The 15,419-nt window shown below is 58.2% G+C and carries 14 protein-coding genes; 5 read left to right on the top strand and 9 right to left on the bottom strand.

Going from position 1 to position 15,419, the window contains the following annotated elements; all coding sequences use genetic code 11:
• Nucleotides 1–144 precede the first annotated feature (144 nt).
• Genes ACZ1GM_RS01310 through ACZ1GM_RS01330 form a run of 5 tightly spaced genes read left to right on the top strand, consistent with a single transcriptional unit; the run spans nt 145 to nt 5,639 of the window.
• Entirely contained in the window at nt 145–1,725 is a 1,581-nt protein-coding gene (locus tag ACZ1GM_RS01310; protein WP_472677416.1) for a peptide MFS transporter, read from the top strand.
• Between the two features lie 24 nt (nt 1,726–1,749).
• Entirely contained in the window at nt 1,750–3,129 is a 1,380-nt protein-coding gene (locus ACZ1GM_RS01315) for an amidohydrolase (protein ID WP_472677417.1), read from the top strand.
• The gene (locus tag ACZ1GM_RS01320; RefSeq protein WP_472677418.1) at nt 3,126–4,418 is read left to right on the top strand and encodes an amidohydrolase family protein; all 1,293 of its coding nucleotides are present in this window, start codon (nt 3,126–3,128) and stop codon (nt 4,416–4,418) included. The genes ACZ1GM_RS01315 and ACZ1GM_RS01320 overlap by 4 nt, the downstream gene beginning before the upstream one ends.
• A gap of 5 nt (nt 4,419–4,423) precedes the next feature.
• Nucleotides 4,424–4,945 carry an FKBP-type peptidyl-prolyl cis-trans isomerase gene (locus ACZ1GM_RS01325; RefSeq protein ID WP_472677419.1) on the top strand — a complete coding sequence of 174 codons (522 nt, stop codon included), beginning with the start codon at nt 4,424–4,426 and terminating at the stop codon, nt 4,943–4,945.
• A complete protein-coding gene (locus tag ACZ1GM_RS01330; RefSeq protein WP_472677420.1) occupies nt 4,929–5,639 on the top strand; it encodes an NnrU family protein in 711 nt (236 codons plus the stop codon). Before ACZ1GM_RS01325 ends, ACZ1GM_RS01330 begins: the two co-directional genes overlap by 17 nt.
• Nucleotides 5,640–5,677: 38 nt before the next feature.
• Here the strand turns inward: ACZ1GM_RS01330 and ACZ1GM_RS01335 are convergent, their stop codons facing one another.
• The 9 genes from ACZ1GM_RS01335 to rpe all read right to left on the bottom strand — a co-directional run bounded on the left by ACZ1GM_RS01335 (nt 5,678) and on the right by rpe (nt 15,249).
• Nucleotides 5,678–6,475 carry a crotonase/enoyl-CoA hydratase family protein gene (locus ACZ1GM_RS01335; RefSeq protein WP_472677421.1) on the bottom strand — a complete coding sequence of 266 codons (798 nt, stop codon included), beginning with the start codon at nt 6,473–6,475 and terminating at the stop codon, nt 5,678–5,680.
• 3 nt (nt 6,476–6,478) lie between these two features.
• Nucleotides 6,479–7,267 (bottom strand): alpha/beta hydrolase, encoded by a 789-nt coding sequence (locus ACZ1GM_RS01340; RefSeq protein WP_472677422.1) that lies wholly within the window; start codon nt 7,265–7,267, stop codon nt 6,479–6,481.
• 39 nt (nt 7,268–7,306) lie between these two features.
• Nucleotides 7,307–9,229: a 1-deoxy-D-xylulose-5-phosphate synthase gene (gene dxs, locus ACZ1GM_RS01345; RefSeq protein WP_472677423.1), complete on the bottom strand. Its 1,923-nt coding sequence runs from the start codon at nt 9,227–9,229 to the stop codon at nt 7,307–7,309.
• An 81-nt stretch (nt 9,230–9,310) separates the two neighbouring features.
• A complete protein-coding gene (locus ACZ1GM_RS01350) occupies nt 9,311–9,778 on the bottom strand; it encodes a Fur family transcriptional regulator (RefSeq protein WP_472677424.1) in 468 nt (155 codons plus the stop codon).
• A gap of 68 nt (nt 9,779–9,846) precedes the next feature.
• Nucleotides 9,847–10,527 (bottom strand): peptide-methionine (S)-S-oxide reductase MsrA, encoded by a 681-nt coding sequence (gene msrA, locus ACZ1GM_RS01355; RefSeq protein WP_472677425.1) that lies wholly within the window; start codon nt 10,525–10,527, stop codon nt 9,847–9,849.
• Nucleotides 10,524–10,655: a hypothetical protein gene (locus ACZ1GM_RS01360; protein ID WP_472677426.1), complete on the bottom strand. Its 132-nt coding sequence runs from the start codon at nt 10,653–10,655 to the stop codon at nt 10,524–10,526. Before ACZ1GM_RS01360 ends, msrA begins: the two co-directional genes overlap by 4 nt.
• A gap of 391 nt (nt 10,656–11,046) precedes the next feature.
• Nucleotides 11,047–12,669, bottom strand: a complete 1,623-nt coding sequence (gene purH / locus ACZ1GM_RS01365; RefSeq protein WP_472677427.1) for a bifunctional phosphoribosylaminoimidazolecarboxamide formyltransferase/IMP cyclohydrolase — start codon at nt 12,667–12,669, stop codon at nt 11,047–11,049.
• 7 nt (nt 12,670–12,676) lie between these two features.
• A complete protein-coding gene (locus tag ACZ1GM_RS01370; protein ID WP_472677428.1) occupies nt 12,677–14,587 on the bottom strand; it encodes a heparinase II/III family protein in 1,911 nt (636 codons plus the stop codon).
• On the bottom strand, nt 14,587–15,249 hold the full coding sequence (gene rpe, locus ACZ1GM_RS01375) for a ribulose-phosphate 3-epimerase (RefSeq protein WP_472677429.1): 663 nt from the start codon (nt 15,247–15,249) through the stop codon (nt 14,587–14,589). The genes ACZ1GM_RS01370 and rpe overlap by 1 nt, the downstream gene beginning before the upstream one ends.
• Nucleotides 15,250–15,419: the final 170 nt, after the last annotated feature.

Below are 15,419 nucleotides of genomic sequence, written 5' to 3' on the forward strand. Positions count from 1 at the left end.
AGCAACGCTTTGGTTCCAGATGTTCGCTGTAACGATAGCGTCACTTGGGGCTTCACAAGGCAGAATTGGGCGCTAGGGTGCCGCGTCATTACCGGGCCGGGAGGGATGCGGCCTCATAGGAAATTCAAGAGGGTCGAACGAAATATGACAACACAGCAGATGGTTCACGGAGACTCCGCGGGAACAATCCTGGGACACCCAAAGGGACTGTTCGTCCTGTTCTTTGCAGAGATGTGGGAGCGCTTTTCTTATTACGGCATGCGCGCTTTGCTCATCTTTTATCTCACGAAACATTGGCTGTTTTCTGATAGCGAGGCCGGTATCATCTACGGCGCCTACACCGCGCTGGTTTACATTACACCTGTTGTTGGCGGGTATATGGCCGATAAAGTGTTGGGTCAGCGAAAGGCAGTCGCTTTTGGCGCGGTCTTACTGACGCTCGGCCACTTTTTCATGGCATTTGAAGGAGAAGCAGCGGCGGGGAACGCCAACAATCCCGTTATTTATGTCTTCTGGCTCGCTTTGGCGCTCATCATTGTCGGCTCAGGCTTCCTGAAGGCGAACATCTCCGTCATCGTCGGCCAGCTCTATCCGCGCACAGATGTGCGCCGTGATGGTGCTTACACGATCTTCTACATGGGCATTAACCTTGGCGCGGCGCTGGGCTCCTTGCTGTGTGGCTATATTGGCGAGACTTATGGCTGGGCATACGGCTTTGGCCTCGCGGGTATCGGCATGCTGTTTGGCCTGCTCGTATTTACTTGGGGCAAGCCCATGCTGCTGGGACGCGGCGAACCGCCTAAGCCGCTTGCGAAAAGCCTGGAGTGGCAGATGTATGCGATTGGTTTTGCGCTGGTCGCGGTCTGTTGGCTGCTGATCCAGTACCAGTCATTGGTCGGGTGGTTGCTGGGCGGGTTTGGCGCCGTTCTGGTCACCTATGTAATCGGCACGGCGGTGATGAAGCTCGATTCCGAAGATCGGGACCGGATCTTCGCAGCTATGTTTCTTATCCTGACTTCGATCATCTTTTGGGCATTGTTTGAACAGGCGGGTTCTTCGCTGAACCTGTTCACCGATAGGCATGTTGATCGTGGAGGCGTACCCGCATCCACATTCCAGTCGATCAATGCGATCTACATCATCCTGCTCGCGCCGGTGTTTGCAACCGCATGGACTTGGATGGGCCGCAAGGGGGTGGAGCCGAGTTCTCCATTTAAATTCGGCCTGGGGGTTATACAGGTTGGGCTTGGCTTCCTCGTATTGGTGTGGGGCGCAAACTCCGTTGGTATTGACGTACCGACACCGGTGATCTTCATATTCCTGATTTACCTGCTGCACACCACTGGCGAGCTGTGCCTCAGCCCTGTCGGCCTTAGCGCAATGAACCGCCTGGCGCCTGCACACATGGCGTCGCTCATCATGGGTACGTGGTTCTTCGCTTCTGCTACCGGCAACTTTGCTGCTGGCCTGATCGCTGCTGCAACAGGTGCGGAGGGCGTCGGAGAAGCCGCTGGCAAGCAAGTCGTTCTGGACGTCTATTCAACAGTTGGTTGGGTTGCTGTGGGCGTGGGTGTTGGCGTGTTGGTGATCAGCCCGCTGATCAAGAAGCTGATGCATCTCGATACGCTCCAGGACGATAATGTCGGTGACGACCTTCTCGGGCAGTCTGAGCTGGGCGAACCGGGCGCTGCAGGCATCCATCCCGAAACCAAGCCCGCGCAGTAAATTAAGGCAAGAGGACATATGATAATGCGTTATCGCTCCCTGATGTTAGGTTTGGGGGCGGTTTCGCTCTCTGCCTGTGCGACTGCTGATGCGGGCACCGATACGCGCTCTGCCTCGGCGGCCAACGCTGAGGTGGAGCGTGGTGCTCCATACCCGTCAACCTATACGCCGTATCCCGGTCGCCCGACTGCGCTTGTGGGTGCGACGGTCTATGATGGCGCTGGCGGCGCGATTAAAAACGGCACAGTGCTGTTCCGGGACGGCAAAGTCGTCGCGGTCGGTGATGCAAGCCTTTCAACCGATGGCTATGACCGGATTGATGGCGATGGGAAGTTTGTAACGCCCGGCGTCATCGATATTCACAGCCACCTTGGCGATTATCCGTCACCATCGGTCCCCGCGCACGCAGACGGAAACGAGGCGACGGCACCGACCACACCCGATGTATGGGCTGAGCATTCAGTCTGGCCACAAGACCCCGGCTTCAGCCGCGCGCTTGCCAATGGCGGGGTGACTGCGCTGCAAATCCTGCCCGGTTCTGCGAACCTCATGGGTGGGCGATCAGTCACACTGAAAAACGTGCCCGCACGTACCGTACAGGGCATGAAATTCCTTGGCGCACCTTATGGTTTCAAGATGGCTTGCGGCGAAAACCCCAAACGGGTTTATGGCGGGCGCGGACGCAAACCCTCAACCCGCATGGGCAATTTTGCGGTCAACCGGCAAACGTGGTTTGAAGCGAAGGCCTATGCCGAGGACGATGATCGCAAGCGTGACCTTGGCAAAGAGACACTGGCCGGCGTGCTGGACGGCGAGATACTGGTCCACAATCACTGCTATCGCGCCGATGAAATGGCGCTGGTGATGGATATGGCCAAAGAGGTTGGCTATAAAGTGACTGCATTTCACCACGCTGTGGAAGCCTACAAGATCGGCGATTTGCTGCGCGACAATGAGGTGTGCAGCGCAATATGGGCTGACTGGTATGGCTTTAAGATGGAGTCCTATGACGGCATTCCGGAAAACGCGGCATTCCTTCAACGCGAAGGAGCGTGCGTGGTCATTCACTCGGACAGTGACCGCGAGATTCAGCGACTCAATCAAGAGGCCGCCAAGGCTCAGGCTGCTGGCGCACGAGTGGGCATAGAAATTTCAGACGCCGAAGTGATTGGCTGGATCACACTCAATCCAGCGAAGGCCATGGGTATCGATGATATGACCGGCAGCCTGGAAGCTGGCAAAATGGCGGATGTCGTATTGTGGAACGGTGACCCGCTAAGCGTTTATTCTCGGCCCGAAAAAGTCTGGGTGGATGGCGCGCTTCTCTATGATGCTAATGATCGCAAGCGCAGACCCGTTACCGATTTCGAGCTTGGCCAACCTGGCGAAGGAGATGTGAAATGAAGCGTCTATTTACCTTAGCCGCATCAGGCCTTGCCACCCTCGCTGCTCCTGCTGCGGCCCAGGATTTTGCGATTACCAACGCGACCGTGGCGACGGGTGATGGCAGCGAACCGATCGCTAACGCCACGGTGGTCGTCAGGAATGGCAAGGTGGTCGCGGCGGGTGCCGGTGTGTCAGTCCCAACCGATATAACCGCAACCGATATCGGGGGCCGCTGGGTCACGCCGGGTATGTTCGCCGCAGCCACTACGCTGGGCTTGTGGGACGTTGGTGCAGTCAGCGCCAGCAACGATCAGGCGGCAGGTGAGTCTGCTTTCAGTGCGGCCCTGGATGTCAGCCACGCGCTCAATCCTGCCTCACAACATGTTGCTGTCAGCCGCGCGGGCGGGGTCACACGGGCAAGCATTTTTTCCCGCCCCTCCAGCAAAATCTTCGGCGGGCAGGGTGCGATCGTTGATTTGGGTGAAGACCCCAACATGGTCGTCAAACCCCGTGCATTTCAGATGATCGCACTTGGCGAGGCAGGTTCGCGTATTGCGGGCGACAGCCGCACGGCAACTTATGCTGAACTGGATAATGCGTTTCGCGAGGCGCGTGATCTGGCTGCCGGACGCAGGGATGGCGGCGACGCCCTACTAAACCGGGCAGATGCCGCTGCGCTGGGTGAGGTTTTGGCGGGCACACAATCGCTCTATGTCGCGGTTGAGCGGGCATCCGACATCCGCAATGCCCTAAAACTAAAGAGCGACTATCCGCGCCTTAAAATGGTATTGATCGGTGCGTCTGAAGGCTGGCTGGTCGCGAACGAAATTGCAGCGGCGGACGTTCCAGTGATCACGCATCCCATCGCAAACCTACCAGAGGCGTTTGAGGAGCTTGCAGCAACTCAAAGCAATGTTGGGCGGATGGTGCGCGCTGGCGTTACGGTTGCGATTGGCGGTTTGACCAACGGCATTGAGCAACCGCGCAATGCGCCGCAATTCGCGGGCAATCTGGTGGCGCTCGGCAAGGTACCGGGTGCAGCGGGCCTCACGTGGGGGCAAGCATTTGCAACCATCACGTCAGCTCCGGCAGAGATTGCAGGCTTCGGCGGCCAGTTTGGTGTGCTGGCCCCAGGCGCCGCGGGCGATCTGGTGATTTGGGATGGCGATCCGCTAGAGCTATCATCAGCTCCAACCAAGGTGTTTATTGATGGCATCGAACAACCGCTCGATAATCATCAGACGCGGCTTAGAGATCGATATCGCGACCTTGATGAGAGCGATCTGCCCAAGGCCTATGATTGGTGAAAGCGATGCTGAAGTTTCTGAGCCTCTCGCTGGCCTTGGTCGCGACGAATGCGGTCGCGCAGGATTCGGATACCGCGCCTCCCGCCGAGCCTGCAACGGGTCCCGGCTCGATCGCATGGCATAGCGAGCAACAAGCCTATCTGAGCTCGCTTAAGGCCGCTGATGGTTGGCACTGGGCGGAACGCGGCCTGCGCTGGCGCTGGGTACAGACGCAAACCAGCAAATATGGCGCTGGCCCGAAACCAGCCGTAAGCGACCGCGTGACCGTGCATTATGCCGGCACATTTTTGGATGGGCAGAGCTTCGACAGTTCCTACGAGCGGGGCGAGCCAGCGAACTTTCCACTCAGCGGGCTGATCAAAGGCTGGCAAGTGGCGATCCCACAGATGAGCGTTGGCGATACAATCGAAGTCGCCATCCCCGCCGATCTGGCATACGGCCCGGTTGGCAGAGGGCCTATTCCCGGCGGCGCAACCTTGCTGTTCAAGGTTGAATTGCTGGAAATTGGCGATGGCACGGAGGAATAGGGCAGTTATGGACCCAGCCTTGATCTCGCTTATCGCCGCCAGCACCGCTTTTGTCGGGCTGCATTTTGTCATGTCGCACCCTTTGCGTGCGGGCATGGTGAAAGTTCTCGGGCAACAGATCTTTGAGGCGGTCTATTCGGTCGTTGTCATCGCGACAATGATCTGGATGTATTTTGCGTTCAAAGCGGTCGATGCGCCTAGCATACCGTTCTGGCCCGGTTTCGATGATGTATCCTGGGCCTTAGGCAGCGCACTCACGCTGGTCGGAACAGTTCTGTTCATCGGATCGCTCACACCCAAGAATGCCGCGATGGCTGTGCCGGGCGCGGAAAAACACGCCGCCGCAGCGCCAACCGGAATGATGCGCGTTACCCGTCATCCGATGATGTGGGGTTTTGCGCTTTGGGCTCTGGCGCATCTGATCGCAGCACCAACCGATCGCACGCTGGTGGTCATGGGCGCAGTGCTGATCCTCGCCCTGGTCGGCGCGAACTTTATGGATGCGAAGAAGCGGGTGACGATGGGCGAAGCATGGGAAACCTATCTGTCGCAGACGCGCTTTGTGCTCAGCATCCCCGGCCTATTCACCGCTGGTTGGAAGCCATGGGTATTCGGAATGGCACTGTGGCTGGCGCTAACGTGGGCGCATCAGCCCGTTGGCGGAGGAGCCGCTGGCGTATGGCGGTGGCTTTAGCGCATCCTCAAAGAGCCAAGCGCTAGGACAACAAATGACTATTCGCCCTTAAACTCGGGCGCGCGTTTTTCGATCAGAGCGCTCACGCCTTCCATATGGTCATCCGTTGCATGCATCAGCGCCTGCGTATTCGCGGCCATTTCCAGCGCGGTATCATAGCTGATTTGTGTGCCTTGCCGCAGCAGGTTCTTCGTATGACGCAGCGAATGCGGTGGCATGGCGGCGATTTTGTGCGCCATCGCATAAGCCTCATCAAGCAGGGCATCATGGGCAACCACGCGGCTGACCAGACCCCACTCCCGCGCCTGATCTGCGCCGATTGCATCCCCGGTATAGAACAGTTCCGCCGCACGGCTCATGCCGATCACGCGCGGCAATATCCAGGTGCCGCCATCACCCGGAATGATGCCGAGTTTCAGGAAGGTGACGCCGAACTTAGCCTTGTCAGAGGCAATGCGAATATCTGCCAGGCACGCGACATCGCAACCAAGCCCAATCGCCGGCCCATTGACGACCGCGATCACCGGTACACGCAGCCCGTACAACGCGCGCAGGATGCGGTGAATGTTGTTGCGATAGCCATCCGACACAGCTGGAGGCACGCCGCCAAAGGTGCCTCTGCGTTCTTTCATCGCTTTGATGTCGCCGCCAGCAGAAAACGCCCTGCCAGAACCCGTCAGGATGACGCATCGCACATCCATATCCGTGTTGATCGCATCGCAGGCAGCCACAAATTCCTCGCCATCACCCGGCGCGCCCAGCGGGTTCATGGTGTCGGCGCGGTCTATGGTCAGTGTGGCAACGGGGCCGTCCCGCTCAATTTTCAAGAGAGCCATATCTTATTCCTCCGCTTGCAATTCGATCAGAAACTGCACCACCCGCATTTCCGCCGCATCCTGCCACGCCAGATCATGGCCTGCACCGGGAAAGATCACCAACTCACTGTTCGTTGCTGCCTCTTCGAGATCGCGCGAATGTTTGTCAGGAATCAGTGTGTCCGCATCACCATGCAGGATCAGCGTCGGCGCGTTGACCGAGGCAATCTTGCCGATATTGTCATATGTGTCGCGCAGCAGCAGACCCGTGGGCAACCACCAGATCTTCTCACCGACGATGCGCGACAGACTTGAGAAGGGAGAGATGAGGATTAGCGCTTTGGCATCAATTTCGGTGGCAAGCTGTGTTGCTGTGCCAGAGCCAATCGAGTTTCCGATCAGGATTACATCGTCGGGCATCACGCCCTGTTCAGCAAGAAAAGCCAATGCCGCGCGCCCGTCATTATACAACCCATCTTCGCTCGGTGTGCCAGGATTGCCCCGATAACCGCGATATTCCGCCGCGAGCACACCATAGCCTAGCGGCACGAGCCGGTCTGTTGCGACGACGCTGGATTGCCAGTCGGCGGCATTACCGTGGAAATAGACGATAGTCGGCTGGCCAGGATCTGCTGCGCGATAGCCCGCGCTGATGTCGAGCCCATCCTCGGTCGTGTAAGTGATCCGCTCAAAGCCCGGCACGTCGACCCCGGGCCCTGTCGGTGCTGGATAAATCAGCCTGCCCTGCGCGAGCGTTACTATCAGCGCAAAGGCGATGTAGGCGGTTGCAATAACTCCAAGAGCAAACAGCATGGCTCGTTTCACCTGTGCTTTTGCTCCGATTAAACGGGGCTAAGCCCGCGCCTCTTCAACGCCAGCGGAGTTATGTCGCAAGGCTGAAAGAACCGTATCGACAATTTGCGGCGCGTTAAGACCCGCCTCATCATACTGCTTGTCCGGCGAGTCCTGATCAATGAACGTATCAGGCAAGCGCATCGTGCGGATTTTGAGGCCATTATCGGTCAAGCCCTGATCACTGGCAAATGTCAGCACATGTGCGCCAAGGCCGCCAATCGCGCCTTCCTCAACCGTCACGACGACTTCATGCGTGCGCATCAAGCGCTCAATCAGTTCTTCATCCAGCGGCTTTGCAAAACGCAGATCGGCGACTGTTGTGCTTAGCCCCTTCGCCTCCAGCTGATCGGCGGCCTTCAGCGCTTCAGCCAGACGCGCCCCAAGCGACAGGATCGCAACCTTGCTACCCTCGCGGACTACACGGCCTTTGCCAATTTCCAGTTTTTGCGGTGTTTCGGGCAGCTCAACACCAACACCGGAGCCGCGCGGATAGCGCAGCGCAATAGGCCCATCGTCATATTCGGCAGCGGTATAGGTCATGTGAACCAGTTCAGCTTCGTCACCAGCGGCCATGACCACAAAATTGGGCAGAGTGGCGAGATACGTCACATCGAAACTGCCCGCATGCGTCGCGCCATCGGCGCCGACCAATCCCGCCCGGTCAATCGCAAAGCGTACAGGCAGGTTTTGAATCGCAACATCATGCACGACCTGGTCATAGGCGCGCTGCAGGAAGGTCGAATAGATCGCCGCGAAAGGTCGCATGCCCTGCGCGGCTAAACCCGCCGCAAACGTCACTCCATGCTGTTCGGCAATGCCCACATCGAAACTGCGATCTGGATGCGCGGCAGCGAAACGATCAACACCAGTGCCCGATGGCATAGCCGCAGTGATCGCGCAGATCCGGTCATCTGTCTCAGCAAGTTTAGCCAGCGTGTCGCCAAACACATTCTGATAGGCTGGCGGACCACCCGCGCTCTTCACCTTTTCACCCGTCACAACATCGAATTTGGGCACGCCGTGATATTTGTCAGCGCTGTTCTCGGCAGGCTCGTAGCCTTTGCCCTTTGTCGTAACGACGTGGATCAGGACCGGTCCCTGCTCACTATCGCGAACATTTTCCAGAACTGGAATAAGATGTTCCAAATTGTGCCCGTCAATCGGGCCGACATAGTAAAAGCCAAGCTCTTCAAACAGCGTACCGCCGGTCACCATGCCGCGGGTATATTCCTCCGCCTTGTCGAGCGCTTTGTGAACGCGGCGGGAGAATTTGCGCGTTACCTTCGAGGCAAGGCTGCGCAGGCCGAGATACTCGCTGGAGGACACCATCCGCGCCAGATAGCCGGACAGCCCGCCCACCGGCGGCGCAATCGACATGTCATTGTCATTGAGGATCACGACCAAACGATTGCCAGCCTGCTCGGCGTTGTTCATCGCCTCATAAGCCATGCCGGCACTCATCGCGCCATCGCCAATAACGGCAATGCCGCGCCCCGGCTGACCCCTTAGCTTGTTCGCAACCGCAAAGCCCAAAGCTGCCGAAATTGAAGTGGAACTATGCGCTGCACCAAACGGATCATACTCGCTCTCGCTACGCTTCGTGAAACCAGAGAGCCCGCCGCCCTGACGCAACGTACGGATGCGGTCGCGACGCCCGGTCAGGATTTTGTGCGGATAGCATTGATGCCCCACATCCCAGACCAGTCGGTCTTCGGGCGTATTGAAAACATAATGGATCGCTGTCGTGAGCTCGACAACGCCAAGACCCGAACCCAGATGGCCACCGGTACTGCCCACAGCATCGATAACCTCACTGCGTAGCTCGTCAGACAACTGGCGCAGCTGCTCCTTATCGAGTTTGCGGAGATCAGCAGGAGTATCGATTGTATCGAGTAGCGGCGTGTCGGGCTTAGTGCTCATAAGAGCACGGCATTACACCGGAAAATCAAAACTGTCGATGAACGACTTATCGATAAAAATGCACGATTCATCGGCGATGAATTAGGCGGCGCATTCCTCACACAAGCCGCGTAACTCGACCACAGGTCGAATGTTGGCGAATCCCGCATCACCGCCGGCATCGCGCAACGCCCCGGTTACCCGGTCGTCGTCCAGGTGAGTCGTTCGCCCGCAATCATCGCAAATCACAAAGATGCAGTCATGGCGGCATCCGGGGTGCGTATTGACGAGATAGGCGTTTTCGCTCTCAATCCGATTGGCTAGGTTGTTCTGCACGAACAGATCAAGAATGCGATACACGCTGTTTGGAGCAACGCGCTTGCCGCGCGCGCGCGAGAGGTTGTCGGCGATATCATAGGCAGACGCTGGCTTTTCATGGCTTGCCAGCTCTTGAAAGACTGACTGGCGCATACCGGTCCATTGTTCACCCGCATCGGTGAGCGCACTGCGCGCAGCGTTAATCAGGTCATCACCAGCATGTTCAGAGTGATTATGGCTTTGAGCGGACATGTGTCAGAGCTAGGCTGCAATGCGCTCTCATTCAAGCAGCCATTCAAGTCAGACGCACGCGCCACCTGTTAATTGCGCTTGAAGTCAGCCCGATAAACGCCGGGATAGAGCCGCTTGAGCGCCGAAACCTTTGGCTTGTCCCAGCGCAAAATGTATGGGTGACGCGGATTTTTGTCCGCAAAGTCCTGATGATAGGTCTCAGCCGCATAGAATGTCTTCGCTGGCACAATCCCGGTCACAATCGGACGATCCCATTTGCCTGAGGATTTCATCTGCTTCAGATAGGAAGCGGCAACTGTACGCTGCTCTGTGGATAGCGGCACAAGCTCAGCGTTGTAATGCGGGCCGCGATCCGGCCCCTGACGGTTTTTCAAAGTCGGGTCGGCGATCACCGAAAAGAAAATCCGCAAAAGTTGGTCATACCGAATGACCTTTGGGTCATAGACAACCTTAACCGCTTCGACGTGATCGGTAAGACCCGATGAGACGAGCTTGTAGTCAGCCTGACGCTTTGTTCCGCCATGATAGCCGGAAACTGCGCTCTGCACGCCTTTCGTGTGGCTAAACACAGCCTCCACGCCCCAGAAACAGCCGCCCGCAAAGATGGCGGTTTTAAGGCCCGCGCCTTCCTTTGCGGTCCGCTCAGCCTTGGGGGCAACGACAATGCGTTCACTGGCAATTGCCTGATTCTGGCAGGCCGCAAGAGATACGCCCATCGCTGCCGTCAAAAGGACGTGGGGAATTTTCATGTAATCATCGACCCGATGCTGGCAAATACGCCTGGATTGCTGATCGCAACGGCAACACCGCCAAGGGCAAAGCCGATGGCGAATTGGCGGAAAAGGTCGTGACTAAAAAGGGGGCTAAAGAGTGTCATGCTGGGTCTTTCGTACGTAGAACGCACGTGGTTACACATCGATCCTTTGCGAGATGGTTAATGCGATGGTTGTAATTTGTTCATCCGATCAGCGGGCTGAGTGAATGGGCGGTTTTTGCTTAGCCTCAAGCGTCGGCGTTCGCCTCCGCTCATTTAGGCTTCCGCGCCATTCGGCGCGCCGCGCAGTCGCGCTTGCGGCTCGCTAGGCGCTCGCCGAAGTATTCTTGGCCTGACAGGCTAGGCTTGGTCGCAGAGCACGGTCACCGACCAGGTGACCGCAAGGCCAAGAGCCGCCCGCAGCGATGCGATCTTTGCCTTCAAGTAGCGAAGCGATAGGGCAAAAAAGATCGCATGAGCGAGGGTATCGCAGAACGGAGGTGCTGCGGAAAGATCAATGCCTGAAATGGCGCATCCCGGTGAGAACCATCGCAAGGCCCGCCTCATCAGCTGCCGCGATTACCTCTTCATCGCGAATTGACCCACCCGGCTGAATGATCGCCGTTGCGCCCGCCTCAGCAGCCGCGATCAAGCCATCAGCAAAGGGAAAGAAGGCGTCGGAAGCGACTGCGCTTCCTTTAGTGCGCGGCTCTGCCCAATCATGAGTCTCGGCAGCTTCCGCCGCTTTCATCGCAGCAATGCGAGAGCTATCGCGGCGATTCATCTGCCCTGCGCCAATGCCAGCGGTTGCGCCATCCTTGGCATAGACAATCGCGTTTGATTTCACATGCCGCGCAACTGTCCAGGCAAACAGGCAGTCTTTAAGCTCTTGCTCTGTTGGTGCACGTTTGGTGGCGACTTTCAGATCAGCCTCGCTAATCGCGCCATTGTCGCGCGACTGGATCAACATACCACCCGCGATCGTCTTCATCATAAATCCGCCACGGCGCGGATCGGGCAAGGTGCCGCATTCAAGCAGCCGCAAATTCTTCTTCTTGGCAAAGACTGCGCGCGCCTCTTCGCTCACAGAAGGCGCAATCACAACCTCGGTGAAGATTTTGGCGATCGCTTCTGCAGTCGCACCGTCCAGCTCTGTATTGACCGCAACGATGCCGCCAAATGCCGACACGCTGTCGCACGCAAGCGCCGCCTCCCACGCATCCAGCAAACTGCTCGCCTGCGCGACACCACATGGGTTGGCGTGTTTGACGATGACCACTGCGGGATCACCGCCTGTAAACTCCGCTGCCAGTTCCAGCGCAGCATCGGCATCATTTAAATTGTTGTAGCTGAGCGCCTTGCCTTGCAACTGCTTCGCTTGCGGAACACCCGCTGCGTTTGCAGCTTGCGGCACATAGGCAGCGGCTTGCTGATGCGGGTTCTCGCCATAGCGCAGCGTATCTGCGCGCTTGAAAGCAAGGGGCATCGTGTCAACAAAAGGTGTTGCTTTGAGCGCCTCTGCACCCAGCGGGTGGGTAAACGCATCACCAAAGGCAAACCAGTTGGCAATCGCGGCATCATAGGCAGCGGTGCGTGCATAAGCCTTGCCCGCCATGCGAATGCGGAAAGCTTCGCTGGTCGCGCCATCATTGCCTGCCAGCTCTTCGGACAGTTCAGAATAGTCTGATGGATCGGTGACGATAGTCACAAAGGCATGATTCTTGGCCGCAGAGCGTACCATGCTTGGTCCACCAATATCGATGTTCTCGATAACTTCAGCGCGTTCGGCACCTTTCGCAACGGTCGCCTCAAATGGATAGAGATTGACCACCACTAGGTCGATGGCGCCAATAGCGTGCGCTTCCATCGCGGCGACGTGTTCGGCATTATCGCGCACCGCCAGCAGGCCGCCATGCACTTTGGGGTGAAGCGTCTTTACCCGGCCATCCATCATCTCCGGGAAGTCAGTGATTTCGGAGATGTCGAGAACAGTGAGGCCCGCATCGCGCAGTGCCTTGGCCGTGCCGCCAGTTGAGACCAGCTCGACCCCGCGCGCCGCCAAATCCTGGCCCAGTTCGACCAAGCCGCTCTTGTCAGACACTGAGAGCAATGCTCGCTTAATGGCCACCTCTGCCATAATTCTCTTATCCCATTTTCTTCAAGATCCAGGGAAACGACCCGCCACCACGAGACGCTAGCCCTTCGACCACCAATTGCTGAATCGGGTGCGGACGGCCATCGCCATCAACCCAAATGCTCTCTTCGATTGAGAGTTTACCGGCATCCGCCTCTCCGCCCAAGCGAAACTGCCAATAGCTGCCATCGCCCAGCGCCAGCCCGGCTCCGCGCTTGTCCGAGGAAAGGCCCAAATCAACACCTGGCCCGATATGGAAACGAATTGCATAGGCAATCTTGCCTCGGCTACCTCGCTTGCTGGCGGGTTCCAGCACATCTTCGCCGCGCAATTCACAGCCATCATTGGCAAGGATCAGGATACGGCGATGGATCAAGCCATAGCGCGCGACATATCCGTCATGCGTCGCCTCCAGCTTCGTGCCAGAGCGGCTCTTCGTCGCAACCTCGCCGCGCGTGATGTCGACTTCTTCAACACCCTTGCCGATCTGCCCCTTAATATGGACAGCAGTGGAATTCGCTTCGTCCAGAATGAGCGTAGAATGCGCCGCGGTGCCACGCAGCCCCTGTTCAATGCGAACTGGCGTCTGACCACCTGCCAACTGCGCTCCGCCGCAATTCACGACCAGACGCTGCGGCCCGCAAGACAGCTCAAATGCCAGCGTAGACGCACAACCGAACCGGGCATGGCGCGTACGTGGGGGAGGTGCCGCATCAAACTGCAGCACAGTTTTGTGGGCGGTGACATGCTGATACCCCCACTGACGCATATCCTTGCCCGGCCGCGTCCGCACCCGGCTAGCTTCAATCAAGGACGCGACATCGCTCGCCGCAGTCGCGCCGGCCCCCTGCCACGAACCCAATCCGCCATCACCGTGGCGCAGCGACAGTAAGGGTGGAACGAGAAGCGCAAGCATGGCCTCAATCGCAGCGGGGGGATCGCTATCCACCGCTTCGTAGCAAGCGCGCAAATCGGTGAGCATCGCGATCGCGTCCATCTGTGCCAATGGGTTGCGGGACAATACACCGCCATCATCGCTGACCACTTCGCCCAAGGCGCGCACGAGGCCTCGCTCACCAAACAGGCGTCGCGGCCTGCCATCAGGTAATAGCAGACCCACGGCCACAACGGCACACCAGCCGGCGACACCACCAAGCCGGTCATCCGCCCTGCCAATATTACGGTCTAGCCAGCGGGCTGTCTCGGCGACTGCTTCCAAAGCGCGGGTACGCAGGCCCGGCGTCGAATCTGACAAGATCAGCGGTGCATGAACCAGCCATGACAACAGCCTTTGGCCCGCACGCTCTACCGTCCACGCCGCGGTTTTGGCGGGCGCAGGATGCGCATCAAGCCATGCGATCAGAATGCGCTCCGCCACGCCAGTGCACTGCTCGCGAGGGGCGCTGGCTGCCAGATCACGCAGCCAGGTAAAGCCATGTATTGTACGTGCAAATGGCGGAGTAAGGCGCGCCGACGACTTAAAGTCCATCTGCGCAATCGGCGCCTTCACCCCATTGACCAAAAAGTGCCCGGCGCGCACTGCGACGCCCCTAGCCCGGTCGCCAGAAACGCCACCCTCGACCGTAGCAAGCATCCGCAGAGCAGTCGGCTTGCGAAACGGCGCGGCAAGAAACGACCCGGGAACGCCCAAGCCATAGGCAAACCGCAAGGTCGCATCGATAGGGCCGGTGCGTGGCGGCGCAAAATGCGCGACCGTCAGCGCGCGACCAGGCTCCAATGGGACCGCATCCAGCTGCGGCGAGTCTGCCAGAGCAGCACCCTGCCCGCTACCATTGCGCCGCACGACCAGCTCATTCTCATCGGCTTCCGGGAGAGGCAGGGCGGACTGCGCGCTTTCATCCCCGACAAACTCGTCCTGCACTCCAGAGTCGAGGGCCTGAGGATCGAGTGTTTCGGCCATCAACCCTCGCCTCGCAGCGCTCTGATATTCGCCGCATAATGGTCCGGTCCGCCTTTGAAAGTCGCAGAGCCTGCCACCAGAACGTCAGCACCAGCCTCAACGCACAACTTCGCTGTCTCTGCATTCACGCCGCCATCAACCTCCAGATGGATCGGGCGCCCCGTCGCATCGATAAGCGCGCGGATTTTTGCAATTTTATCGAGCTGAGAATGGATGAAGCTTTGCCCGCCAAAGCCAGGATTAACGCTCATCACCAGCACCAGATCGACCAGATCCATCAGATTGTCGAGCGCTTCCACCGGCGTGCCGGGATTGAGGACCACGCCCGCCTTCTTGCCCAGCGCGCGGATCGCCTGAAGCGTGCGGTGGATGTGCGGCCCAGCCTCTGGGTGTACGGTGATGATGTCCGCCCCGGCATCCGCAAATGCCTCCAAATACGGATCAATTGGTGCAATCATCAAATGCACATCAAAAGGCTTGTCCGTATGTGGGCGCAATGCCTTTACAACATCCGGCCCAATGGTGATGTTTGGCACATAGTGCCCATCCATTACATCGATATGGACCCAATCCGCACCGACCGCGTCAATCGCCCGCACTTCCTCACCCAGCTGCGCAAAGTCAGCAGACAAGATTGAGGGAGAAATACGTGGTGCAGCCATGTGCAGCTTCCGGATCGCGATAGTTTGTACGGCGATACGCTGCCTTAGGCATGGAGGATAGGCGGTCGCCGCGCCTTTTCCACACCGCACGCGGTATTTGGTTAACATGTTGAAACATCGGAATTCAGGTGGAATTCACGGCACAATCCCTATCTGACCCACAAGACAGC

The sequence above is a fragment of the Qipengyuania sp. JB2-7 genome (assembly GCF_055693485.1).